The sequence below is a fragment of the Pedococcus sp. P2_F6 genome, assembly GCF_056403675.1.
This window is the reverse complement of record NZ_JBFUEZ010000004.1, coordinates 536,458-562,945: the sequence shown is the minus strand read 5'-3', so window position 1 is coordinate 562,945 and position 26,488 is coordinate 536,458. Positions and strand designations below refer to the sequence as shown.

Annotated in this window: 13 protein-coding genes; 1 reads left to right on the top strand and 12 read right to left on the bottom strand. The window is 72.7% G+C overall.

The genetic code is table 11. From position 1 onward, the window contains the following. Positions 1 to 5 precede the first annotated feature (5 nt). Positions 6 to 1,217, top strand: coding sequence for a hypothetical protein (locus AC1DWP_RS14010; protein ID WP_477615083.1), 1,212 nt, complete (start codon positions 6 to 8; stop codon positions 1,215 to 1,217). A gap of 80 nt (positions 1,218 to 1,297) precedes the next feature. On the opposite strand, the gene AC1DWP_RS14005 is transcribed toward AC1DWP_RS14010, so the two are convergent. From AC1DWP_RS14005 to AC1DWP_RS13950, 12 genes are all read right to left on the bottom strand, one after another. Further along, entirely contained in the window at positions 1,298 to 5,110 is a 3,813-nt protein-coding gene (locus AC1DWP_RS14005; protein WP_477615082.1) for a hypothetical protein, read from the bottom strand. Next, a complete protein-coding gene (locus AC1DWP_RS14000; RefSeq protein WP_477615081.1) occupies positions 5,107 to 8,994 on the bottom strand; it encodes a hypothetical protein in 3,888 nt (1,295 codons plus the stop codon). Before AC1DWP_RS14000 ends, AC1DWP_RS14005 begins: the two co-directional genes overlap by 4 nt. Continuing rightward, entirely contained in the window at positions 8,994 to 9,983 is a 990-nt protein-coding gene (locus AC1DWP_RS13995) for a hypothetical protein (protein WP_477615080.1), read from the bottom strand. Before AC1DWP_RS13995 ends, AC1DWP_RS14000 begins: the two co-directional genes overlap by 1 nt. Then, the gene (locus AC1DWP_RS13990) at positions 9,980 to 12,040 is read right to left on the bottom strand and encodes a hypothetical protein (RefSeq protein ID WP_477615079.1); all 2,061 of its coding nucleotides are present in this window, start codon (positions 12,038 to 12,040) and stop codon (positions 9,980 to 9,982) included. The genes AC1DWP_RS13995 and AC1DWP_RS13990 overlap by 4 nt, the downstream gene beginning before the upstream one ends. Continuing rightward, positions 12,037 to 22,002, bottom strand: a complete 9,966-nt coding sequence (locus AC1DWP_RS13985; RefSeq protein ID WP_477615078.1) for a DUF6603 domain-containing protein — start codon at positions 22,000 to 22,002, stop codon at positions 12,037 to 12,039. The genes AC1DWP_RS13990 and AC1DWP_RS13985 overlap by 4 nt, the downstream gene beginning before the upstream one ends. 3 nt (positions 22,003 to 22,005) lie before the next feature. After that, entirely contained in the window at positions 22,006 to 22,689 is a 684-nt protein-coding gene (locus AC1DWP_RS13980) for a hypothetical protein (protein WP_477615077.1), read from the bottom strand. 267 nt (positions 22,690 to 22,956) lie between these two features. Then, positions 22,957 to 23,373 carry a pilus assembly protein TadG-related protein gene (locus AC1DWP_RS13975; protein ID WP_477615076.1) on the bottom strand — a complete coding sequence of 139 codons (417 nt, stop codon included), beginning with the start codon at positions 23,371 to 23,373 and terminating at the stop codon, positions 22,957 to 22,959. Between the two features lie 125 nt (positions 23,374 to 23,498). After that, entirely contained in the window at positions 23,499 to 23,960 is a 462-nt protein-coding gene (locus AC1DWP_RS13970; protein WP_477615075.1) for a TadE/TadG family type IV pilus assembly protein, read from the bottom strand. Continuing rightward, the gene (locus AC1DWP_RS13965; protein WP_477615074.1) at positions 23,960 to 24,310 is read right to left on the bottom strand and encodes a TadE/TadG family type IV pilus assembly protein; all 351 of its coding nucleotides are present in this window, start codon (positions 24,308 to 24,310) and stop codon (positions 23,960 to 23,962) included. The genes AC1DWP_RS13970 and AC1DWP_RS13965 overlap by 1 nt, the downstream gene beginning before the upstream one ends. Before the next feature lie 50 nt (positions 24,311 to 24,360). Continuing rightward, entirely contained in the window at positions 24,361 to 24,588 is a 228-nt protein-coding gene (locus AC1DWP_RS13960; protein WP_477615073.1) for a hypothetical protein, read from the bottom strand. A 104-nt stretch (positions 24,589 to 24,692) separates the two neighbouring features. Continuing rightward, positions 24,693 to 25,625 carry a type II secretion system F family protein gene (locus AC1DWP_RS13955; protein ID WP_477615072.1) on the bottom strand — a complete coding sequence of 311 codons (933 nt, stop codon included), beginning with the start codon at positions 25,623 to 25,625 and terminating at the stop codon, positions 24,693 to 24,695. After that, entirely contained in the window at positions 25,622 to 26,488 is an 867-nt protein-coding gene (locus tag AC1DWP_RS13950; protein ID WP_477615071.1) for a type II secretion system F family protein, read from the bottom strand. Before AC1DWP_RS13950 ends, AC1DWP_RS13955 begins: the two co-directional genes overlap by 4 nt.

Sequence of the window (26,488 nt, the reverse complement as noted above, 5' to 3'; positions counted from 1 at the left end):
GACCCGTGGTGACGATCACCTCGAACCTCGCCCTCGACGACGCGGCCACCGGCACGCAGACCGGGACCGTCGGCGAGCCCACGCTCGGAGTGTCCTCCTCGACCCTCTTCGTGACGGGCAACTGGTTCGCCACGCGCTCGTCGGACCGCGGCGCGACCTGGTCGCTGCTCGACCCCTTCACCGAGTTCCCGGCCGACCGCGGCATGTTCTGCTGCGACCAGATCGTCACCTACCTGCCGGCCCAACGCCTGTGGGTGTGGCTGCTGCAGTACTCGAAATCGGGGCGCAGCAACATCTTTCGTCTCGCCGTCAGCCGGACCGCCGTCTCGGGGACGTGGCGCTGGTGGGACGTCGCGCCGGCTGATCTCGACCCGGCCTGGACCGACGTCTGGTTCGACTTCCCCGACCTGGCGGTCAGCACCAAGAACCTGTGGCTGACCTTCAACCACTACGACGGCTCCGACCGGTGGGTGCGGGCGGGGATCATCAGGTATGCCCGTGCCGACCTGACCCGGACCGGGCCCCTCACGAGGCGGCACTGGTCGACCACCGGGGTCGGCTCGTTGCGCCTGGTCTCGGGAGCCGGTTCGTCGATGTGGTTCGCCGGGAACGACCAGGCGCGCCGGTCCCTGCGGCTCTTCCAGTGGCTGGACGACGCGGCCGATGTCACCACCTGGACGATCCCGGTCACGGCGTGGAACGACAGCGACTACCGCTCGCTCGGGCCGGACGGCCAGCCCTGGCTCAGCCGTTGCGATGACCGGATCACCGGCGCCTGGCGGGCTGGCGGCCGGCTCGGCTTCCTGTGGAGCGCCGGCCGGGGCCCGGGTCGGCCTCAGCCCTACATCCGTGGGGTGACGCTCGACGAGCAGTCGCTGGCCGTGGTGGCCGAGCCGGACCTCTGGAGCCAGAACGGCGCCTGGGCCTATCCGGCGGCGGCCCCCAACAAGCGGGGCGGCATCGGTCTCACCGCCTTCTTCGGCGGCCCGACCCAGCCGGCGCACGCGGTCGGCGTCCTCGACCAGCAGGCCAACACGTGGGCCACGAAGACGACGGCGACCTCGACCCACTCCCCGCAGGCGGGCAAGTGGGGCGACTACGTCGTCTGTCGCCCCCATCCCACGCGGACCACCTCGTGGGTCGCCAGCGGTTACACGTTGCAGGGTGGTCAGGACCGCCGCAACATCGAGCCCCGCGTCGTCGTCTTCCGCTCCTGAACCCGCGCCGTACGCCGACGACGCGCCGACGACGCGCAGGCGTCGGCAGGCGTTTGTCGGCAACCCCGCAGCCAGGGGCGTCAGGTGGGGCGGTTCTCGATGTGGACGATGCGCGCGGCGGCATACGGGCAGAAGCGGACGAGCTCCGAGACGGTGGTGGGCGGGACGACGGCACCCGGCGCGGTGGTGGGCGGCACGAACACCTCGCCGGCACCGATCGACCCGACGAAGGCGAGGAACAGCACCTGCTGCTTGTTCGGCACCGGGGTGAGGTCGACGTCGATGGACACCGCTCGCGGCATCCGTGCGTCCACTGCCGTCGGCACGGTCCGCCAGGTGACCCCGCCCCCGCCCGTCGCGAGGTTCCAGCCGCCCGGTACCGCCTGAGCCGTCCCGGCCGCAGCCGCAGTGAGGAAGGGCAGGAGCGTGGTCACCGAGAGGGCCAACAGGTCCGAGGGGGTCGCGCCCACGCGCCACAGCAGGACGACGAAGCCCTGGTTGGCTCGCAGCCCGATGGCATCCCGGTGGTGGACGAGGACGTCGACGGTCGACGGTTCGCGGAACACGGTCCAGAGGTCGTTGACGACGTTGCGGGGCACGAGGTCCAGCAGGTCGGCCTCCGTCGCGGTCACGTTGGCCGCGCGCGGCGTCTGCCACGGCGCGCGGTAGACCGCCCGCGGATCCGCCGTGTCCGTGGTCACCGTGCCGTCGGCCTTGACGCGCACCCCGCCCACCACGTCGGCCCAGACAGCTGCGTCGATCTGAGGTACGGCCGACTTTGCCGGCGCCATCTGGGTGCGGTGCAGCGCCACGAGCCGCCCGAGCGCGTCGGAGAACTGGCCGTTGGCGACGACGCTGGGATGCAGCCACCGGAAGGCCGTCTGGAAGGTCCACACGTCGTAGGCCGGCGCGTTGATTGCCGTGATGGCCGGGGCGGGCAGGAAGACCGGGGTGGCCGCGACCGGCCACCTCGGTCGCACGGTGATGTCCGGGCTCGCCGCGAGCGACGCCGGGAGCGCGGGCGGCGCCGCGAGCGGGTCGGTGTGGACGGTCAGCGGGTTGCGCCGGTCGTCGAACCGGTGCGAACGGATCCACGTCTGCGGCACCGCGTCCCGCGCCAGGTCGACCTCCCACACTCCGCGTGACTGGACACCCGCCCGCAGCAGCCGTGGCGCCGACAGCGCACCGCCCCGGTCGCGCCAGATGTCGAGGTCCTGCACGGTCGCCTGGGGCAGCCCGTTGACGTAGGGAACCCACGTGTGGGCACCGGTGGCGTTGTTGGTGCGCGTGCCCCGCCACACCCCGGTGACGGTGCCGGCATACACCGTGTTTCCTGTCGCGTCGCCGGGGTCGACGACGACGGAGAAGACCGGGTCGCGGGGACCGCTGTTGACGGCCCCGCCCGCGTCCAGCTGGCGGCGCAGCGTGGTGCGCTTGAAGCGGTTGTCGGCGTTGTTGAAGAACCACAGGGTCTCGTCGGGGCCACCGACCACGCCGGTCGTCGCCACGTAGAAGTCCTGGGTGCCGGGCACCGCCGCGACGTCGGTCAACGTCGTGGTGCGTGGGATCGCGACGGCGGCGTTGGTGATCGACCACGTCGTGGAGGCCCAGGTTCCCGGCGGGGCCTCGGTGAAGCGGACGATGCCGCCGGTGTAGAGGACGAGCAGCTGGGTCGGTGACACCCACGTGAGGGTGACGATCGTGCCGAGGGATGGGGCAGTGAGACCGATCCCCATCTGAGCGGCGTTGGCCGCGCCGTTGACCCCGGGGCGGCCGTCGGCCGCAACGCCGTTGGGGTAGGGAATGGCCCGCCAGGTGTTCGGTCCGACACCGACCCCGAGGTCGTCGGTGAGCCACACGCGGTACGTGCCGATCGCGAGCCGCCCAGTGGGCGGGTTGGCACCGACCGGCGGGACGCGCACCGTCGCGGCCCCCGAGTAGAAGCTGGACCAGTTGTTGGTGCCCTCGCCGCCGATGCCGAACACCCGGCTCGGCTCGCCGGGGTTCCGGGTCATCGGGTCGACGAAGGCGGTGGTCGACGTGCAGTACCACCGGGCGAGGTTGAACTGCCGTACCAGGAGGTGCGAGGCGGTCGGGTGGAAGGCGACACCGCCGCCGTCCCCGGTGAACGGCTCGTCCCAGACCGAGTCGCCGATGCGCACCTGGCTGCCGTTGTCCTGGCACCCGGTGGCCACGAGGTGTCCGTTGACCGGGTGGCTGCGGACGAACACCGGTTGGAGCGAGGCGAGGCCGGTGTTGCAGGCCGCGAAGGTGCCGACGCGACCCGAGCGGTCGGAGACGAAGACCCCGCCGTCGGTCGCTGCCCAGACCTGACGGCGCGGCGGGGCGTTGCCGGTGAGGACGAGCCGGTGCACGTCGCCGTGGACGTTGTTGCCGATGGCGCCGGCCGCGGTCGCGCCATCACCACCTGGCAGGGCGGCCGCCGAGGAGACGCCCACCGTGGCCTGGAGGACGAACGGCGGAGCCGCCACGCCTGATGCGGCCACGTCGAAGCAGTAGAGGCTGGCGCCCCAGTCGCCGTCGGCCGGGCCGTAGGAGAAGGAGCTGCCACCGAAGTAGACGCGGTGGACCGCGCCGACGACGTCGACGGCGAGGCACTGGTCGTAGTCGCGCTGGGTCCCCCACAGCGTCGCCGGGACCCCGCCGGCGCCGCCGGGGGTGCCGACGTCGTCTGCCGTCGGGGCGGCCACGGTCGCGTCGGCCACCCGCCACAGGGCCGGGTTGCCGCCGGTCTCGCCGATCGCATAGACCGTGTTGCCCGTGGCGGCGAGGCTCACGTGACCGGTAATCGCAACCGGGTTGGTCAACGCCAGGGGCGTCACCCCGGCGCCGAGGTTGTCGCTGAAGGCCAGGCCCTGGCCCGAGACCGCGAGCACGAGCCGCCCGCCGGGCAGCCAGACCGCGTCCGAGATCGCCGCACCGGGAAAGGCCGTGGTCACCGCCGCCAGGCGCTGCCAGACATACCCGTCGCGGACCGGGTTTCCACCGCCCGCAGGCAACGACTGCCGCCGCCCCAGGAACGCGCCGTTGGTCGTGCAGGCGATGACGACGTCCTGGGTGGCGCCGGCCGTGGCCAGGCCCGGGGTGCTCGCCGGGCTCCGGACGAGCTTGAAGATGCCCAGCCCCTCGAGAGCGGCGATGCCGGTGTCGGGCTCCCACGGCTCGGCCTGACCGGCTGGGAAGGTCGGGCCGATCGCCGCGAGGACACCGACCCCGTCGATCGTCGTCTCCCCGGTCGGCGCAGGCGTCCCCACGGGCAGGAAGTTGGGCTCGCCGGTCCCGACCAGCACGGTGTCCAGCAGGGGCATCGCGTTGAAGTCCACGAGGAGGCAGCCGCACGCCTGGGCGTTGACCGCGCCCCCACGGATCCTGCGTCGCTCGGACCACCCGCCGACCGGCGACCACGTCGCCGCCCCGTCGTCGGTGTACCAGACGCCGCCCTGCGCCGTCGCGGCATACGCCCGCCGCCCGGTCGCGTCCACCGCGATGTCGCGGATGCGGCCCGCAACCCGTGGCCGGTCGACGGCCTGACCCCGCCGCACGACCGAGGGGCCGATGGGCACCCAGCGGCCCGCAGGGTCCACCGCCGAAGGGAACGCAAGGGCGGCGTCCTCGGCGTGTGCTGCATCAGCAGCCTCGGCGGCTGCCGCGTGGGGGCGGTCGGCTCCTGCTTCCTCCCGCGCCGCGAGGACCGACCGCATGGCCTCCTCGAGCGCCACCCGGTCGACTCCCTTGAGCAGCGTGGCGTCGCGGGCGGCCCGATCCGCGGCCAGCCCACGTTTGGCTGCGCGCGCCGCCTCACGTCGCAGCCCGGCCGCCATCGCCTCCCGCTGCGACGCGGACCCCAGCGGTGCCCGCCGCTTGCCGGTCATGGGCTCCCCTCCTCGTCGGGCGCCACGCGTATCCAGCCCTCCTGGACCTCGTGGGGCAGCTTGGGCAGGTAGGCGTTGGTGGTCGAGGCGAGGATCGGGTCGTCCCTCCAGCTGATCGGCCCGGTGCGCCGGGTGAACTGCTGCTTGCCGCCGAGCGAGGCGACGTTGGGCAGCCGGATCTCGGCCGGGTCGACGAGCAGCGGTCCGACGCGCATGGAGGGCACCATCGCTGCGAGCCCGGGGCCGACCCAGGTGTCGGCCAGCTCCAGCGCCTTGCGCGGCAGGATGCCCGAGGTGACGTGCACCTTGCCGGCCGGCAGCATGAGGATCGTCAGGCGCAGAGTCTGGCCGATGCGGATCGTCAGGGTGTCCTCGAGGACGAGGTAGCCGTGCTCGATCGGGTCCTGTGCCGGGGTGTCGCCGAGCCGGCCGAGGAAGCCGGTCCGCGGTCCGGAGGCCAGGGCCGAGTCGGCCACGACCTTGTCGACGACGTGGAAGCGGGTGTAGTCGTCGTCGACGAAGAAGCCGAGGACGCTGTCATCGCTGCGGCCCAGCTCGCCGATGCGGAACGGGAACTCGTGCGCCGCGAGCGCTGCGTATGCCGCCTTGCGCGCCTCCGCGCCGCCGGCCTCGTCGACCTGCACCTCGTCGATGTCGTCGGGCGCGTCCAGGCGCAACGTGGCCCGGACCACGGCGACCGGTCGCCCCACGAGCCCGGCGATCGTCGGCGTGCCGATGGCGGCGAACGTGTCGACGGTCCAGAGCGTCGAGTCGATGGCGCGCAGCAGGGCCGACAGTGCGCTGCACGACGGTGGCACCGCCGCCTGCCGGGCCTCGATGTCGGCCTGGACGAGTCCGGCGGCGAACAGGGCTGCGTGCTGCGCGTGCGGCGGGATGTCGGTCAGCGGACCGGCGTCCGGCGGGACCGGTCGTCCGGGCGCGGGGTCCCAGCGCACCGAGCCGGGGCCGTCGTCGACGCTGAAGGAGTCGTGCTCGAGCTGCCCCAGTGGGTGACCGTCGCGGTCGAACACCTCGAGGGCCTCGTCGATGTGGTCGGGCAGCAGGAAGCCGGACACCGGGGTGACGGCGAGCGCGGCCCGCAGCTGGTCGACGTACGCCTCGGGGGCGTCGGCCGGGTCCTGGTCGAGCCCGTAGGCCGGGTCGACGAGTCGGAGCAGCCACCGGGCGCTGTTCTGGATGCGTGGAGGCAGCAGGACACCGGTCGGCTCGGTGGGCAGCTCCTGGGTGCTGGTGCGCGCGAGCCCCGTGAGCGGGACGTCGACCACCCGGCCGAACGCGTCGACCAGCCGCAGGTCCAGCACCGAGAGCGAGCCGCCGAAGAGCGGCACGGGCAGGCCGGTCGCCCGCGGCCGGTTGACCCCGTCGGTGCCCCGAACCCGTTGGACGAACCCCTCGTAGGCGATCCCGAGCAGCTGCTCACGGATCCCGTCGAAGGAGGCCGAGCACAGGTCCAGCGGCCGGATGAGGTTGGCCACCCCCGCCAGGACGTCCTCGTCGGGGTCGGGGATCAGGGACTGGCTCGGCGAGGCCAGGTCCCGCGCCTGCTCCTGCTCCAGCCACTTCGTCATGGCCGTCGTGAGGGACTCGCCCACCCCGGTCGTCAGCGGGCTGCGTCCGGCAAGGGTCCGCGTCGCGCCGACGACCGGCTCGCTGCGCCGCAGGTCGCCGTCCACGAGCGACCAGCCCGCCAGGTCCTCGGTGCCGGTGAGCTCGACCCGCCACTCGAGCCAGAGCGGGACCCACGGCTGCCGCCACGTCGTGATCGCGATCGGGCTCGGTGGGGTCCAGGCCACCAGGGAGAAGCGGGACAGCTCGGCCGCGACCTGGAGGGTCTCGACCTCCTCGAGCTGGGAGTGACCCGACCAGGAGTCCCGGGCCGCCGCCCGAGGCATCCGGGCCCGGGCAGCCTCGGCGACCAGACCGGTGCCGGATCCGTCATAGGTCGCCGTCGTGCCGTAGAGCCGCAGCATCTCGGCGGTGAGGCGGCCCTCGATCGCCCGCACGTCGTCCCCCTTGCGACCCGAGGACGCCGCCAGCCAACCGACCGAGTAGCCGTCGCAGATGATCGCCTCGCGGACCACCCGGGTGACCTCGCCGGGTACCGCTCCACTGCCCAGGGTGGGCAGGACCGAGCGCCCGTCGACGGTGCCGTCGATCGAGGGCGACACCTCGCCGGGGAAGCGGCAGCGCAGCAGCCCCTTGTCGTCGAACATCCCGTCTCCGTGGTGCCGCGCCGACGGGTGGGCCCCACGCAGGCCCACCATCATCGGTGCCGGGCGGAAGACCCGCGGTGCGGCGCGGACGACCTCGCGACTTGCGGGAGGCGTGGCGCTGGTGCCGCCCTTGCGTGTCCCCGCTCCGGGGTCGTCGCGCTCGCCGCGCTCCTCGCCGCGCGCGTCGTCACGCGCCGTGGCGCGCTTGCCGCTCGTCATCGGAGCCACGCCCCGCCAGCCGACCTTGGTGCCTTTCGGCACCCCGGAACCCTTGGCCGGCTGGTGGGCGGCCCGGCCCTTGCGCCCCACGGCCAGGGGGCCCAGGGGTGTCCCGTCCTCGGTCCGCAGCCGGTCCGCCTTCGCCCCCGCGACGGGGCGCCCGGGCAGCGCCCAGAAGCCGTTGGCGTGCTCCTGGTCGGCCAGGTCGGAGAGGCCGTCCGGTGTGCCGATCCGCCCGAGCAGGTCACCGGTGAAGGCCGCGCACAGTCGTTCTGCCGTCAGGCGTTTGGCCGGATCGATCCCGAGCGCAGGGGCCGCGAAGGCCGACACGATGTCGTCGATGTCGGTGCCCAGGCTCGCCGCCAGGGTCGAGGGGTCCGGCCGGTCGTCGGCACCTCCTGCTGTGCCGTCGACGGGCACGCCGATGACCGAGCCGTGGAGCATCGTGTGGTAGCGGGTGGCCCCGATCCCGACGGTCACCCCAGCCACGTCGGCGACGGGCATCGCGGCCTCGGGAGCGACCGAGCTGTAGGTCGTCGTCGACTTCGCGTACTGGGTCTGCACCGTCGTCGCCGCGTAGGTCCGTGGCGACTTCAGCCCTGCATACTGCTCGAGCTTGGTGGTCCGGGGGTCCTCGGGATACTCCACGGCATCCTCGCCGTCGGGGCTGACCCACCAACGCAGCTGGGCGAGGCGCGCCCGCACGCTGGTCTCCCCGCGACTCCCGGCGAGCGGGTCGGCGGCGGAGTCGGTCCACCATCCGGCGACCGTGTAGCTGGCCTTGCCCCGGTGGAAGCCGTGCGGAGCCACCTCGACGCCCGGCAGGTCGACGAGGGGGTCGTGCAGGGCGAACCGGTTGATCGCGCCCAGGTAGGTCGCCGTCCACATGAGGCTGCCGCGAGCCCCGCCGTCCAGCACCTCCATAGGAACCCCGCCGTCGAGCGGCAACGCGCCGGGCGGGACGGTCCCGGCATACGTGGACAGTGGTGTGACGCCGCCGGTCACCGCGTCCATGACCCACCCCGAGGCGTATGCCGTGCGCGCACCTTCGGGGAGCAGCGTGCGGACCACGACCCACCGGTCGGGCAGCCGGGGCAGCCTGACCTTCTTGGTGACCGGGTCGTTCTCACCCCGCAGCAACGCGTCGGGCAGCGCCCAGTGGAGATGGACGCCCGCCGCGCGAGCTGCACCGGCGTCGAAGGGCGCCGGGTCTCCGTCGACGCCGGCGACGTCGACGCACGGCTCCGTTCCCCCGGCGGGCACGACGTAGGCCTGGACGTCGACCGGCACCAGGATCCGCTTCTCCCGGACCAGGTACTTGTCCCAGGTCTTCCACGTGGCGAGGTCGACGTCGGCGCGGGCCAGCGCGGCGAAGCGGTCGGTGTAGATGCTCTTGGCGAGCCGCTCGGGAGTCAGGTCGAAGCCTGCCATCACACGCCTCCGAGCCTGAACGTCTCGTTGACCTGCTTGGCATAGACCACGGAGGCCTTGAACACCGTGCCGATGCTCACGCCGCGAGGGTCGCCGAAGACCTGCCGGTAGGGGAAACGGAGCAGCTGCAGCGCGTACTCCGCGGCGTCGAGGCTGGTCCCCACGTGGGTCGCCGTCAGGTTGACGAGGTCCTTCTGCACCTGCTGGATGTCGATGACTCCCGTGGCGCCCTCGGTGGCCCGGAACGGCACGTCGAGGATGACCGGGGCACCGCCCGGCTTCTCGAGGTCCGCGAAGGTGTTGACGTCGCGAGGGATGTAGCTGAACGACCCGTCGACCTCGCCGGGGTCGAAGCCGAACTGGACGCCCTGCCGCGGCTCCTCGACGTGCACGACCGAGGGAATGCCGTCAAAGAGGCAGAACAGCACCGCGGGCGCCAGCCGTTCCAAACGCAGCAGCCGCATCCGGTTGGGGTCGTCCTCGGGGACGAACCGGTTGTCTGCCTCGCCGACAGGGTCGAGCGTCATCGCCCGAACGTGCAGGCCCGGCCACCCCGAGACCGCCTGGGAGCGCAGCAGGAAGCCGCTGACCGCGTCGACCGCCCCTCCGTACCGCGGCTGACCCGGGTGCCGCCGCGCGTTGCGCTCCTCCTGGTCCAGCTCGGTGCGGATCGCGTCGTAGGCGGCGCTCAGCTGGGTGCGGTCGTCGCTGTTGACGGTGCCGACCGCCAGGGCGCCCATCACCAGGGCGTCGGTCCAGCGCCGGTCGAGGTAGAACCACCGGATCGACTCGGGCGGCAGCAGCTCACTGTCGGCGACGAGGTTGGCGAACGGCACGCCCTCCAACAGACGGAGCCGGACCAGCCAGGCGCGCAGCGCAGCGGGGATGGCCGAGTCGTCGTCGTCGTCCTCGACCGTGGTGGGGACGGAGATCGCCTCGCTGAGCCGCAGTGGCAGGTCGAGGACCATCGTGGGCACGTCGAGCTTCACGGTTCCTCCCTCCGGTCGTGCAGGGCCCGCTCGAGGGCGTCGTCGCCCTCGTCCAGGGGTGCGTCGTGCGGCCGGACCGGCACGCCGCCGAGGATGCCGCCGGGCGCTCCCGGTGTGCCGCCGGCGAGCCCGGGCCCCCCGGCGGGTCCGGTCGGGATCTGGGGGGACGTCATGATCTGCGTGGACAGCGCGCCGACGACGAACTGGGTGACGGTGCGCTCGTGAGCCGAGCGCAGGGCCGAGCTGAGCGCCGCGTTGGCGGCCGGACGCGTGAGGTCAGCGAGCGGCATACGAGGCACCTCGGTCTCGCGCAGGGTGTGCAGGAGCACGGGGAGGTCCACGTCAGCGGCGACGTCGAGGCCGAAGTGCTGGAGCACGGTGGCCAGCCCGTCCCCCTTCAGCTCCATCGGCGCGCCCGGCGTGACCAGCTCGCGCGGCGGCCCGATGACGGCGCCCGGCGCGGACGCGGCGGCTCCGGCGAACGCGCGGGACAGCAGGACCCCCAGGCTCGGCGCGGCGTTCATCACGACACCGGTGATGCCCAGGTCGGCGATGACGCCGTCCCAGATGGCGTGCCCGCGCGCCACCTGGTAGTCCCGTTGGCGCCACTCCAGGAGCGCGGCGACCATCGAGGGCTGGCTCAGGGCGAGCAGCCTGCCGATCTCGAACGCGGCAGCCAGCGACAGGTCCTCGCGGCCGTCGGGGATGACCGACCGCAGCTGGTCACCGGTGTGGGCGAGTTGCAGCCGCGGTCCGGCGAGGTCGGCCGGGTGCGGGAGCAGCGGTCCGCGGTACCACGCCCGGACCAGGTCGCCACGCCTCGTGCGCTGGTCCAGACCGACGTGACCGGTCTCGGTGACCTCGAGAGCGGCCCGCCCGACCGGGTCCTTGGGGGTGACTCCCCGAGTGCCGAGCAGTCCGTTGTCGACGTGCTTCATGAGCTGTTCGAAGGTCGCGTCGCCGACGGAGGTGAAGCTCCAGCGCAGCAGCACGGGGAATCGCAGCACGGGGTCCAGCGCCAGGATGATGCGGTCCGCGACGGCGGAGACGACCACGTCCTTCGAGATCTCAGAGGATGCCTTGCCTGCCACCCAGGAGGTGGACCCGGCGTAGGCCTTGGTCGTCGTCTCGGGGGTGACCGTCGCGGCGTAGTGGGTCGCGACCTGGGCTGCCCGCGGGTCGGGATCGGCGGCCGGGCCGACAGGACCGTCGACCGTCTCACCATGGGCGCCCAGCCCGACCTTGGTCGCCGACGTCGACATCCCCATGAGCTTCTGGTCGTAGGCCGCCTGCGTGTACTGGAAGTAGCCGGTCTCCAGGACGAGGTGGTCGGTGAACCGCTTGTGCGGCGGCGCCTGCGGCAGCAGCTGGTTGAACTGGCCCTCCAGGTTGACCAGGCAGGCGTGGTACTTGACCGGCACCTCCTTGCCCTCGGAGTCCGTCACGGCCAGTGGCAGCCGGTTGGCGATCACGACGGCGAGGAAACCGTCGTCGTCGCCCATCATCAGCTCGGTGTCGTCGAGGTCGACCTCGCGCCCGTGGACGAGCAGCGGCACGTCCTTCTGGGTGGGCATGATCGTGTCCACCATCGACTTGCGGATCGACAGGCACGAGCCCTTGGCGACGTCCGGTGCACCGGGCAGGCTGACGCCGGAGGTCACGCACTGGGCGACGTCGACGTTGGTGAGCACCTCGGCCTCGCCCTCCGCGAAGACCACGAGCGCCAGCCAGGGAGTACCCGCCGGCGCGCCCGCCACGGCCCGCTCCCAGGGCAGGGTGCGCCGCTTGATGACGACCTGCGGCAGCCGTGAACCGTACGCGCCCTCGGTGCCCGCCGGTGGGTAGGTCGACAGCGCCTGGTCCGGCGGCAGGAGGTAGCGCGGAGAGGTCACGGTGACGTGGGTGTCGAGCCGGGCGACGGGCAGCTCGGTCGCGCCGAGGGCCCCGTCCTTGCCCACGGCCGCGAGGTTCTGGTTGGTCGTGAACTTGTAGCTGCCAGCCGTCAGTGCCGGCGAGAACTTCGTGTACAGCTGGAAGCGGCCCGGTTGCATCGTCATGACGTGGACTTCCTCCTCGGGCGACGCGGGCTGGCGGCCCGCGGCCGCCTCGGGCCGCCGGACCGCTGAGCGGGGGCCGTCCACTGGACCTGGCACCCCGGCCCCGCCACCGCGAGCACCTTGGCGGTGGCGGCCGACAGACCGCGTGCGGCCAGGACCGCCGCGAGCTCCTCCGGCGCCAGGTCGGAGCCGACGACGCCGGTGACGACCCAGGCCGAACCCGCCGTGACCACCACGGACATCGCCGTGGCGTCCTTGTCGGGCACGACGGCATACACGAGCACGCTCGTCGAGCCGAGCGAGACCGCCTGGGGCGGCCGCTCGACCCCGGCCCGGTCGGTCGCCACGTGCCCACCCACCAGGCGCAGCTCGGTCGGGTCGAGGGTGGTGGGACTGGTGCCGGTGAGCGCGACGGCCACCGTGTGCACGGGTCGGCTGAACCGAGTGGTCACCTCGGGGGCCTCGTGGGCCACGGATCCGGCGCTGTCCCACTGCAGCACGCCCGTGCCGTCGGTGGCTGCGGAGGACACGACGCAGCCCGCCGCCAGCGCGGTCTGGCTGCCGAGCCGTGCCACGCGCGTGCCCTCGTGCCAGCCCGCCAGTCCGTCGGACGCGTCGGCGTCGCCGTCGGCGTGGAGGCCGATGTGCGTGGCACCCGCCGGGACCGGGACCGTCGTGTCGACGACGTCATCGTCGAACAGCACGGTGCGTCCCTGCAGCACGGTGACCCGGGCCTTGCCGGCAACCTTGAGGCTCGGGCGGCGGGCCTCGTCGACGTCGAAGGCCGCGTCGGGGCACTGGAGAGCGACGACGTCGCCACTGCGCAGGATGGAAGCCGCAGCATCGCCACGGGCCGTCGCCGCGGACCGGCGACCACGAGCCGAGGAGCGCGAAGCCTCGGTGCGGAGCCCACCGACGAGGGACTGGAGGCCGGGCGTGCCGAGCGGGCCTGCGGCATACGAACGAGTCGACCCGACGGCGTCGGTGCGGGGCACGGACCCCGACGCGAGCACGGTGCCACGGGCCGGGACCGACGGTGGCGCTCCGAGGGTCAGCGAAACGGGCAGGTGCAGCGCCATCCGCCCGTGGACGGACTCGATCGACGGGGCCGGGCGGCGCTTGAGCCGGCCGTCGGCGACGGTCGTCCCGGTGGCGCGGATGACGGCGCCGACGCCGGAGGTGAGGTGTCCGGCGACGAACGGGCTCCGGGGGTCGCGCTGCGCGGGTGGCGTTGGCGGGGCGAGCTCCGTCTTGACCCCCTTGTCGGCGTTCGCCGGGGCCAGTCCGTCGGTCAGCGTGCCGAACATGGGTGGTGCGGTGTGGTCCAGCCGGTATGCCGCGCGGGCGACGGCGCTGTGCCCGCCGCGCGGCAGGCCGTTGCGCTCGGTGAACAGGCGTGCGGCGGCCAGGGCCAAGGCGTCGTCGGCCGACGCGATCGCCTTGACGGGCCCGTCGTCCAGGGCCTTGGCGACGTTGAGGAACTGCTTGCGGTCGGTGCCCTTGGCCGTGAGCGGGAGGGGCCGGCGGTCCTCGGGCCGCGCCTTGACCTGTCGGTAGTCGATCTGCGGACCGACGGCCGCGCCCTCGATGCCGGCGACGAGGACGACGAGCTTGCCCGCCTGGACGACATCACCTTGCGGGAGAGGCTTGTTCGGGACATCGGCACCCGGCGGCCCCCACACCCCGACCGGGTAGTAGTCGTTACCCGACCGCGGGCTGGTGAGGCTGGAGTTGAAGCCGGTGACGAGCTTGGACAGGCGCGCGTCTGGGGTGGCGACCCCGGTCACCGGGTCGAGCGCGAAGAGCTGGACGGCCACGGTGGAGGTCAGGTCGTGGGCCTGCATCGGCGACAGGCCGAGCCGGGTGGACTGGCCGGCCCGGAGGATGGGGACCTGGAAGGTGGTGGCACCAAAGGCGAAAGCAGTCGCCGGGGCGCTCGTCGTGATGGTGAGCTCGAACTCGGCGAACACCCGGAACGGCAGGGCCAGGGTGCCGTCGGAGGACGGCGCGCCCGACTGGCTCCCGGCCGCCGTCGGCAGCGTGCCCTTGCCGGTGATGGCCGACAGGGTGCGGGCGGCGTTGCCGGACGCCTCGAGGTACTTCGCGACGAACGCCGTCCACGGCATGGGTGGCGGCAGCGCCTTCGAGCCACCGAACTCGATGGGGACCGTGCACGGGCCGATCTCGAACTCGGCGCGGCCCGCGAAGTCCGGGCCCCACACCTTGATGCTCGCCCCGAGGGTGATGCTGAAGCTGATCGTCCCGAACCAGCCGAGGTCGATGTGGATGCCGGCTGAGATCCGGGCATAGGCGCTGACCTCGAACCAGAACGGGTCGAAGTAGACGATGCCGTCGGCCCCGAACTCCACCCGCGCCCAGACCCACCCGAGGTCGAGCGAGACGACGACCTTGATGCCGGCCATCAGCGCCTCGGACGTCAGCGCGAAGTAGGACTCTCCCTTGATGACGAGCACGCTGCTGATCTGCCAGACGATGCCCAGCCGCGGCACCACGGGATAGCCGTCGCGGTGGAAGCTCGGGTGGTAGCCGCCCATCGTCACGACGAACTGCCCAGAGAGCGGCCCCTTCCACCACAGGGCGAAAGCGAAGCCGCCGGTCAGCCGGACGTCACGGTAGAGCAGCCACGAGTTGTCGGTGAGCTGGGCCTTCATGAGGAAGACGCCCTCGCTCGTCGAGAAGTGCACGAGCAGCGCCAGCTCGATCGAGACGATGGCCGCCTGCGGCCGCGGCAGGGCCATCCGGGCCAGTCCGAGCAGGTCGATGGTCAGCCCGTTGCCGAAGGACACGGCGACGACCGCGACACCGTCGATGAGGCTGAAGCAGGTGAACGAGATGCCGGCCGCGAACCAGAAGTTGCCCATCTGGTGCGGGAAGTAGATCGACAGGCGGTGCAGCTCGTCCATCGGGTTGGCCGGTGGCGTGGCGCCGGGGTCGAGCGCCTGGATGAACGGGAACTCGCCGAACCGGGAGATGTCCTGCGGGATGACCAGTCCGCGGTTGATGCCCAGGCCGCCGCCGAGTCCGGTGAGGAAGAAGGCCGGCGGGCCGCCGATCGGTCCGTTGATCGCGCCGAAGATGAAGAAGCTGGCATGGCCGTGGCCGTCGTCGGAGTAGCCGCCGAACACCGATAGCCCATAGGCCGCGAACCGCCCCATGAGCATGCCGACGTACGACGTGGTGTCGCCGTCGACGGTCTTGAGCAGGCCACCGGCGATGGACAGCCCCGACAGGTTCGCGGAGACGGCCAGACCCATGAGGTCGACCGACCAGCTGGAGATCGACAGGACGTCGCCGCCGTGCCACGTGATCGACAGCCGGTCCACCGCGGCGGTCAGGCCGAAGACGGAGAGCTGGCCGGAGAACAGCAGCGAGATCTCGGTGACCCGCCCGCCGGACTCCACGACTCCAAGCCCGATCCGGTCGACGTACAACGGCCCGAGCTGTCGCTGGATGACCAGCCACCACGGCCCCGGTGGCTCGCCGGCCCGGAGCCCGACCTTGACCTGCTGGCCCGGCCCGGGCTGGCGCTGGACGGACAGGGCAGGGCTGAAGTTGGGGCGGTTGTTCTGGCTCGCCGACCCGACGTCGTTCATGATGTTGTTCGCGACGCCGTTGTCGCCGCCGCCACCGGGGGCGACCGCGAGTCCGACGAGCTCGATCTGGGCGCCCCCGCCCACGCCGTCCGGGTTGACCGCGGCATAGATCGACAGCCCGATGCCGTCCAGGGCGATCGAGCCCAGCTCGAGGAGCGGACCGGCTGGCTTGGTGATGCGCACGCCGAGGCCGGCCACCGTGAAGGCCGGCGAGATCACGAGGTCGTCGACCCCCGTGCCCTTGAGGACGAAGATCGACAGGCCGGGCAGGACGTCGTCGTCGATCCAGGACGCGTCGGCCCGCAGGACGACGTTGACTCCCGAGGTCGGGAAGGCGAAGTCGCCCACCGGCGTGACGTTGAGCCCGATCTGCTTCTGCCCCGCGCCGAGGTCCTCGCTCGCGAGCGAGATCTTCACGGCCCCGTCGATGGTCACGCCGAGCGGACGCACCGGGTTGACGCCGTGGGCGGGGTCGGTGGCGCAGTTCCACAGCAGCACCTCGAGGCGGTGGAGCAGCCGCTCTGGATGCTGGAAGTCGCCGAAGAGCGTGGTGTCTATCTGGCGCCCGCCTCCGGTGAAGACGACGCCCTGGAGCATGCCGGTGGCGCGGTCGGTGACGACGGTCCCGAGCCGTTCGGTGAGCACGCTGGCTGCCAGGTCGAGCGCGACCCCCAGGACCATGGGCGCCACGCCTGCCGGGGTCAGGTCGGCGCCGGTCTCGACGCCGGCGACGCGGGTCACCGCGGCCACGTCGACGCCAGTCGGCCCGAACCGGACCTCGACCGACTGTGCCCCGGCTGCGTCGAGCCCGAGCCCGACCCCCACGAGGGGGATGAAGCCGTTGCCGGTGAACCCGGCCCGGATGACGGCGATCGGCCGGAGCACGACCGGGCCGGCCGGGATGGCGAACGGACCCGCGCGCATGACGACGCGCACGCCTTGCGGCGAGAGGGTGAGCCCCTCGAGCGCGATGTGGCCGATCACGTGGGCGCCGCTGTCCCGCAGGGTCACGTCGCCGCCGATCGTCAGCGAGGGCGTCGTGGAGTCGAGGTCCAGGTGGATCTGCGTGACGGTGCCGAAGGTGATCCGCCGGACGCCCAGGGCGACCGGGTCGACCCGGACCAGCGTTCCGGTTGGGTCGAGTGCCTCGGCCAGGGCCTGCACGCCGGCGGTGACGACGCCGGGCAGGTGCGCTTCGAGGTATGCCGCGGGGCTGGGACTGACGAAGGCCGAGATCCGCCCGTCGGTGAACTGGTCGGCCACGAGCAGGTCCAGGCCGGAACCGAGCTCGTGCACCGCCCTCGCGACCGCGCGCAGGGGCGTGGCCGTCCCGTCGTTGCGGTGCCCGATGACCTCGTTGAGGGCGACCCGGACGGCTGACTGGGCGGCCGCCCCGATGGCGTCGGCCAGACCCGCGCCCGCGGGGTAGAGCCGGATCGGCGTGCCCGGCGCACTCCGCACGAGGTCGAGGGTGACGGTCGGAGCGACCTGGAGCCGCAGCCCCGGGCCGTCGATGAGCACCTCGGCGTCGAGCAGCGGGGCGACGACGCCGGCCGCGGTGATCGACAACCCACCGGTCACCGCCACCGTCACCGTCTTGCCCCCGACGTCAGGGGTCAGCGCGAGCTCGGCTGACAGGTCGAGGCGACCCGCGGCCACGGCATACGAGATGGTCAGCCCGTTGCCGAGGGGCCAGCCGGCCTCGCCGACGGCGCGGCCGGGGACGACCACGGGAGCCAGCGCCTCGAGCACGGCGACGGCCGCTGCGAGAGGGTCCGAACGGGTTCGCAACCACGCGCCCGGGTCGGTGAACAGTCCGAACGGCAGCACGACGTCGCGCGCTCCCGAGGGAGCGGGCGGGCCGAGGAGCCCGAGGGCCGACAGGCCCGCGTCGATCGTGGCGCGCCCGGCGTCGCTCGCCTCCGTGCGGCACCAGCGGGCGAGCTGCTGGGCGACGACGGCCGGGACGGCCACCGTCGCGAGCCGGGTCAGCGCCTCGGTGTCGACTGCCGGATAGAGCGTGGTGGTCGTCGACCCGACCGCGCCCGGAGCCCGCGACTCCACGGCCAGCTGGGCACCCGCGGTCCCGGCGGACCCGACGAGGCGCATGCCCCCCACGCCGTCGACAAGGACGCCCAGGGCGGCGGTCGCCGTCACGCCCGCGGCTCCGGCGCCCAGCGTCAGCTCCAGCGGGGGCAGACCCTCGACGGCGAGCGTCAGGTCGCCGGTGATGGTCCCGGTGGCGAGGTCCACGTCGACGTGCAGGCCACTGGCCCCGACCCGGATCGCGGTCGGCGCCAAGTCGCTCGGGCGGACCGTCACGCCGGTCWGTGCGCGCACGTCGTCGGCCAGCTGGGCGGCGCGTGCGACGACGAGGGGGCGGATCGTGGCGACCGGGTCGTGCAGCAGGTGGTCGATGGCGTCGGGGTCGACTCCGCTGTCCCGGAGGATCCCCAGGTGGGTGAGCAGGCCGGCGAGCGCCGGCGAGGCCGTGCGGATGCGCGTGCCGATCTCGGACAGCAGGATCTTGACCTCGGGCAGCGCGGTCGTGGCCGTGGTGCCGTCACCGTCGGCCCTGACCACCCACGACTCCCGGTATGCCGCGAACGCGCGGGCCTCGTGGAGGACGAGCTCGGTCGTCCCGTCGCCGCCGCCCTCGCCGAGGGGGATCGTGACCCGCGCCTCGACCCAGCGCACCGCGAGATCCTGCTGGGCCGCGCCCGGCCCGCCGACCAGCCAGCCGTCGGTGATGCCGAGGTGCACGTCGAGGACGACCTCGCGGAGCGGCTGGAGGTGTGGGGTCGCCCGGCGCGCCGAGGCGAGGTCGACCCGCGCCCCGACGCCCACGAGCAGGCCGCCGAGGTCGAGGTCGAGGACCGGCAGGTCGACACCGACATGCACCTCGGTGGGAGGACCGGTGGTGCGGGCGACGTCGGCTGCCGCCTCGGCCGAGCGGGCCGCGATTCCGGCCACGGCGACCGAGGCGATGGCCGAGCGGACGTCGGCCTCGGGGACCGCACCGAACACCGCGTGCACCTCGGCGGTTGTCGGCAGGGTCTCGTCCGCGGCGCTCGGCAGGTCGGTGGGGGTGAGCACCGCCATGGCCCGCCGCACGAGGCCCTGGCCACGCCGCAGCGGGTCGCAGCCGAGGGCGAGCAACGTGTCGGTCCACGTCGGCAGAGGGTCGGGGACGAGCCGGTCGAGGAAGCGCACGGCATCGCCGCCCAGCCCCGTGGTCAGCGACGTCAGCACGACCGGCGACCAGGGCGTCCCCACCGTCACGACGGCGGTGACCCGCTGTTGACCCACCGCCGTGCGCACCGCCGCGGCGCCGGCCGCGCCGTACCCCACGAGGACCACGTCGGCCGTGCGCCCGGCCAGCACCGCGGTCAGGCGTGCCGCGAGCGCCGCGGTGGTGTCGTGGTCCGGACGCTCGGAGGCGACGGACGGAGGGGTGGGCAGCTGGACGAACCACTGCCCGGTCGTCGCATCGGGCATCGGCGTGGGCGCCGTCCCCGTCGCGTCGATCGCCTGGCCGCCCGGCACGTCGGTGAGCCAGCCGGCACCGCAGCCGACGTGCACCACGGTGTCCGTGGCGACACCGACGCCGTCCAGGACGTAGCTGCCGGTCCGCCCGTTGGCGACGAGCTCGGCATACGACAGACCGGTCAGGACGCTCGTGGTCACGCCGGTGGGCGCCACCGCGCCGACCACGCCGTCGGTGTCCTTCCAGCGGGTGACGAGCGAGTCGATGCCCTCCCCCAGCCGGGTCCGGCCCACGAGCAGGTCGGCCAGGTCGGGCGCACTGGGTGCGGCCGCTCGCAACGTGGCGGCGACCGCGGGCCCGTCGGGCACCGTGTAGCCGCGCAGCAGCTCGCCGTACCCGGGGCCGCCGGGTCCGCCGCTCGAGACGTCCGGGCAGCCGGGGACGGTCCAGACCGCCAGTCCGGGCGCACGGCGATCGCCGCCGACAGGGCACCGGTAGGGGTCGGCCGGCCGGCCGCCACCGAACGGCGTCGCGAGTGCGCCACCGCTGAGCAACCACGCGACCGGGCCGAGGGCGGTGCGGATGTTGGCGCAGTCGAGGGCGAGGTCGAGCAGCCAGTTCTCGATGGCAGTGCCCGGGTCGGTGATGAGGGCGCCGAGGCGCAGGTGCGCGCCGCTCCCCCTCCAGCCGGCGAGGTCCAGGAGGGTGCCGAGGACGTCGGACCGCGCCCTGCCGAGCAGGGCGGTGACCAGGCCTTCGACCTGGTCCCAGTCGGGCGTGAACGTCACGACCCCAGCGGCGGAGATCTCGGGCAGCGGTATGCCGTGGACTCGCTGCCCCAGCGTGCGCGGGTCGGTGTAGGTGACGGTGAGCCCGTCACCCAGGACGCGTGCAGCCAGTCCCGCGCCCGGGGCCCACGTGGCTGCGACGCCGATGCCGGTGAAGGCGACCTTCGCGATCTCGAGGTCGAGGGTCATCGGGTCGGCGCCCACGGGTCGGAGCAGGACCTCGGCGCTCGCGCCGGCCGCCAACGAGACGTGACCAGCGGTCAGCTCGACCCGCAGGAGGACCACGTCGGCGCCGACCGCCACCTCGAGGTCGGTGAGCACCGGCAGGGAGGCGTCCGCGCCGAGGGCGAGGACGAGGGTCTCCGTCCCGTGGATGGCGTCGGTCTCGCGCCAGGCCCGCAGCCCGACACCGCTGGCGACGTCGAGGCGCCACGGGTCGGCTGCGTCGCCGGTCTGGGTCGGCACCTGCACGGCGCCGGTGAGCAGCTCGGCGAGGCGGCCGAGGACATCGGCCATGGCATTCGGGGTCTGCAGGACGTCGAGCCAGTAGTTCTTGATCGCAGCCAGCGGGTCGGCGATGAGGGCCGAGGCGGTGATCGCGGTGACGTTGGCCGGCGCGGCGATGCCGAGGAGCCGCTCGACGGCGGCCTGGGCGCCTCCCAGCCCCAGGAGGGCATTGCTGAGGGCAGTCGAGACGAGGGAGTCGACGGCCGCGACCGCTGCCTGCGGCGAGGAGAGGTCGAGCAGGTCGTGGTGGATGCCTCCCGGGAGGTCGACCCCGTGGAGGGTGAGGGTGAAGGCCGGCTTGCGCGCCGCGTCCAGGCCGATGCCGACCCGCAGACCGCCCACTGCGGTCGCGCCGGTCAGCAGGGGTGTGCCGCTGTGGGCCTGGGAGCCGAAGGCTGCCTCGGCCCGCAGCCCCGGGACTGCAGTGACACTGCCCGTGCCGGTGTCCGCGCGCAGGAGGTCGACGGTCGCCGTCAGGTCGGCCATCCCCGGCGCGGGCGACCAGCGGACGTCGAGCCAGGGCACGAGCGTCGGGTGCCCACCGGTGCCGGGCGTCACCCGCAGCCCGAGACGCAGCGTCGCCGGCCCGATGGCGAAGCCCACAGAGTTCGTCGCGGCATCAGGGATACCGCCCACGAGGCGGGCCAGCTCGGCCAGCCAGGCGTCCAGGACGGTGTCGTCCTCGAGGATCGACTCGACCCACTCGACGAGGGCGGTCAGGCCTCGCGTCGGGAGCTCGGCGATCGGCAGGGGCGGCACGCCAACGGTGGGTCCGCGCAGGCCGAGCATCCCGGCGAGGCCCATGACGTGCCGGAAGACCGGGTCGGCAGGGTTGAGGGCGTCGATCTGCTGGCGCACCATGCCGACGACGAACTCGAGGATGTCGGCGCCGAGCGTGGTCAGGGAGTCGAGGTCGAGGGTGCGGCTCTGGGGAGCCGTCGCCCCCGGGAGCTGGAGGTCGACGAGCGAGAGGGAGAAGCCGACCGTGTCGTCTGTCGTGGTCGGGATCGCGAGGTGCACGCTCGCCCCGCCGAGGTAGGCCACTCCCGGGACCGGCGGAGCGTCCGCGAAGTCGGCCTCGACGCCGATGCTGATCCGGCCACCGGGGCGGCCGAGGAGCAGCCAGCGCGGGAGGGTCGCGTCGGTCGGGCGGCTGTCGGTCTGACCGCTGCGGGGCACGTGGAAGATCGGGACGTGGATCGTCGTCTTGACCGTCGGGGCTGTCGTCCCTGCCTGGTGCTCCACCGCAACGCCCACGCGCACCGCGCCCTGCACCGGTTCGACCACGGCATACACGGTGATCGCCGGCGAGGACTCGGAGAACAGGGGGATCCACTTCTGCTCACCCTCGCGGTGCAGCTCAGGCGGTCCGAGCGCCTCGTCGACGAAGGCGATGAGCGCGTCCCGCTGACCGGTGTCGGCGAGGATCGTCGTCAGGCCGTGGGCGTTGCCCGACGTGCCCATCGGGTCGCCGAACCACGCACTGTTGGCCCCTGACCCGTCGGTGATCCCCAGCGCTTGAGCGAGCGACCCGAAGGCGCCCATCCCGTCCTGGGTCAGTGTCATCGGTCAGCGCCGCAGTCCGGAGAGGTCGTTGCGCGCCATCGGCTGCACGACGAGGATCTGCGACCCCGCGGCGACCGACCCGGGGATGAGGGGCAGGCCTGCGGCGTCCTTGCCGAGCTCGGCGCACATCCTGCGCGCGAGCTCCAGGATGGCCTCCCAGGCAAATGCAGTGAGGGCCGCCGTCCAGCGTCCGGTGACGACCTCGGGTCCGTCGAGCCGGCTCAGGCTCGACATCACCAGACCCGTTGGCGCCTCGGGCGTCCCGACCCCGAACGGCACCGTGATCACGGCCGGTTCGGGCAGCTGGTCGCAGCCGACCTTCACGGCGACCCGGATGACTCCCGGGATGCAGGTGAGCGCGGTGGTCGAGATGTCGACCCACAGCTCGCTGCCTTCCTGCTCCCACACCACGATCGGCGAGGAGTCGGACGGCACGTCGGCCACGAAGTGGATGATGCTGCGCAGGAGGCGAGTCGCCTCGGCGGCCTTGAGCGTCACGCCCTTCTTGGGCCTGTCCCCCGGCTTGAGCCGGTCAGCGTTGCGGATCGCCTTGAGGATGGACGCATCGGTGAGGACGTCTCTCAGACCCGTCGTGCCGCCGACCCCGAGAGCGGCGGAAGCCCGCGCGCCAGAGTTGCGCGCGCCGGAGTTCCGCCCGCCGGAGGGAAGCTCGCCCCGCAGCGTCACAGCACACCTCCCTGAAGGCGGCGCGGACCATCGACAGACCGTCTCCCCGGACTCCCCAGACACGGCCAGATGAGGTGTGGCTCCGTGCCCTTCCGCAGCCACACCCAAGCGAATGCATGTCAGTGATGCTCCCTGCAGGTAACCAGCGGCGAGACTCGGCGGTCAACGGCCTGTCACAGAACCGCCACATCTGGCGACGCAAAAGTCCACATACACGACAATCGCCCGTCGCGGCCTCGCCGTGTCGCGAATCGTCAGGGCGGACGCCTAATCCAGGTCGGCGCGAGCACGCGACTCCACGGTGATCGTCACCGAGCCGCCCAAGGTGTCCAGGAGCCCACCGACCAACGGCAGCTCGGCCCGGCCGGAGAGGCGGACGACCGCGGTCTGGCCGTCCGGAGTCCCGGTGCCCGGAGCCACCTGCCAGGCCAGCATGCTGGCGGGCCTCGGGCGCTGTGCGAGGTACCCCACCGCGGTCTCGCGCACGGTCTTGCTGTTGACCGCGACCGCATCGCCCAACCCGCGCTGGTACGCACCGAGGTCGAGGGAGTCGGCCGCATCCAGTGCTGCTCCGTCGGCGGCGTCGAGGAGGCGCATCCGGGACAGCTGAACGGAGGTGACGGCCACGGTCCCGAGGATGAGCAGGATCGCCACGACGCTGAACCCCAGGATCAACAACGTCACCTGGCCCGCCTCCGGGCCGCTCCGGCCGAGCACCACTGGGGATCTCAAGCGCCTCGACAACTGCCACCAGCGGTCGCCGAGTGGCCCACGCGATGCCGCCGTGAGCTGCCCGCTGCACTGGCGGGTCATCGCTGTCCCCGGAACCGGTCGACGACGGCCACGTGACTGGCCGTGACCGGCACCTCGAGCGGCACGGCACCGCGGGCGAAGGACGGGATCAGGGGCAGGGGAACCGTCACGGTGGTCGTCATCTCGATCCGACCGTCGGGCCGCAGGCACGGTGTGCCGTCACAGGCCATCGTCAGCGCCCCGTCAGGGCCGAAGCCCTGGTCCTCGAAGGCGATCCGGGCGGCGGCTGACGCGCGCTCGCGGGCAGCCGCAGGCTCGGATGCCGTCACGAACGCCCTGCCCGCTTCGCGCGCCGCGGTCGACGCGGCATACGCAGCCGCTTGGATCCTCGACAGGGTCATCACGAGGTACAACAGCGGGACCATCAGCAACACGGCCAGGAAGACGAACTCCACGACGGCGCTGCCACGCTCGCCCTTCATCCTGAGCGCCACTGCCCGCCGACGCAGCACCAGCATCACTGCCGCTCCAGGAATGCACGACCCACGAGGTCGAACCCGCTGTCAGGGCCGAACGGTCCGAGAACGGGCAGCGGCGCGCGCACGCGCACCGCAACGACCTGCACACCTCCGGCCTCCACGACCTCGGCAGACACGTCGCGGGCAAATCGTGCCGACAGCGAGCTCCCGATGAGCTCGCGCGCGCGGGCCGCACCGACGCGCGGGTCGGCGTCGGCCCTCGCGCCGAAGCGAGCCCCCTCGGATGCGCAGGAGATGATGGTGTTGCGGACGTACAGGGCGAGCCCGACCTGGAAAACGGCGAGGAAGAGCACGGACACCAACACCGAGACCAGGACGAAGTCGACCACGGCCGCACCGCCCTCGCGCCGACCGTCGCCAGGCCTGCACCGCACGGTCGCTACCGCCGTGCGCTGTTGAGCGCGTCGGAGAACATCGTCGTGAGCTGGTCCTCCGCGACTGCCCACAGGACCGCCACCAGGCCGGCTGTCATCAGGGTGATCAGCACCCAACCCGGGACGTCGCCCCGCTCGCGGTGCTCGCGTCGCTCGCCAGGCTGGCCGACGCTCCGGAAGGCGCGGGCCCCGGCCAGCTGGGCGCGGACCAGTGAGCGGTGAAGGACTGTCATGAGGTTCCTCTCGGTGATGGTTCAGCAGGTGCTGAGCCAAGTGGTGCTGTCGTCAGGAGGTGCTGTCGTCAGGAGGTCACGTGGCCAGAAGTGGTCAGGAGTGGTCAGATCGAGAACCGCAGGAAGGCAAACCCGGGAAAGACTGCGAACAACACGGTGATCGGCAGCACGAGGAACACGACGGGGATCATCATCGCGATCTCCTTCTTGCCACCCGCCTCCATGACTGCCCGCCGGCCGGTCTCGCGAACGTCGTGCGCCTGGGCGCGAAGCACCTCGGCGAGGGGCGTGCCCCGCTCGACCGCGATCACCATGCCGTCGACGAACCTCGAGAGGCTCATCAGGCCTGTGCGGTCTGCTAGTCCCTGCAGGGCCTTCTCCAGGTTTGCTCCGGCGCGGGCGTCGGCCAGGCAGCGGCCGAGCTCGGCGGACAGCTCACCGTGCGACAGGCGACACACCCGTTCGAGTGCGCCCACGGCGCCCTCGCCCGCGCCGACGGCGAGAGCCAGCAGCTCGGCAATCGTGGGGAACTCGCCCAACATCCGCTGCTCGCGGACGTTCGCCTCTCGGCTGAGCCACTGGTCTCGAGCCACCACCGCAGAGCCGACGCTGCACAGGACGACCAGGACTGCAGGCACCACCGAACCACCCTTGCCCAGCCAGACGAGGCTGCCGACGACGATCCCCACGAGCAGGCCGACAGCGCCCCACAGCACCTGTTCGGCTCGGAACCGGTCCACGTCTGGAGCCTTGCCAGCCCGCTGGAGGCGTCGCCTCACTGACGCCGACCCGCCGAGGATGGACTCGATGCGGCCTCCGAGATCGGCGACCAGCGGTCCAGCCAGGACCCTCAGGGCGCCGGGTCGCCCGACCCTGCGAGGGTCCAACAAGCGAGAGGGGCGCGGGGCGTCACGCAGATAGGGAAGGAGTCGGTCGTCGAGGGTGGCACGGCGGTTTCGCGGCAGCCCGCCCCAGACGAGGAGCAGGCCGAGTCCCAGTGCGAGCCCGAGGGCCCCGCCGGCCAGCGCGCTCGTCATCGGAGCACTCGCTCGTCCTCGGGCAGCCGCCCGATGAAGACCATCACCCGGTATGCGGCCGCCGACACCGCCGCGCCGACGAGCAGGATCACCGTGCCGGTCGTGGTCGCATAGGCCTGGATCGACTCGGATCGGGTGCACAGCATCGCCAGCACCATCCAGGGGGCCGCGACGGCGAGCCGGGCCGCGTTGACGGTCCAGCCCTGTCGGGTCTCGAGCTCGGATCGGGTGCGGCTGTCCTCGCGAAGAAACGTCGACAGGGTGCGCAGCAGACCACCGAGATCGCTTCCGCCGACCTCCCGGGCGATCCGCAGGGACTCGACAAGCCGGTCCGCGACCGGGTCGCTCAGCCGGTCCTTGAGGCGGTCGAGGCAGTCGTGGAACCTCCCGCTGGCCCGATAGTCCTCCGCGAAGGCCTGGAACGCCGGTCGTAGTTCTTCCGGCCCACGCACGCCCAGCTGGCTCAGCGCCTCGGGCAGGGCCAGCCCTGCGCGCACCCCGGAGGTGATGTTGTCCACCGCATCGGGCCAGAGCTCACGCAGGTTGGATCGGCGTCGCCTGGCCCGCAGCCGCACCAGGGCGAAGGGGCCATAACCCGCCATGGCTGCGAAGCACAGCGCCACCGGCGCGACCCCGGTGGTCGCAAGGACCCCGACTGCGACGAACACGAAAGCCACCAGGCAGGCAACGACCAGGGTGCGTGGACCGAGGGACGGGTACCCCGCCTGGACGAGCTCGTCGTGCAACCGGTCCATGAGCGAGACCCGTTGCGGGCGTATGGGTTTCGGCTCAGGCACCCAGGCCGACCACCACAGGCAGAAGAGGCCACAGCCCAGGAGCAACCCCACGAGGATTCCGATCAT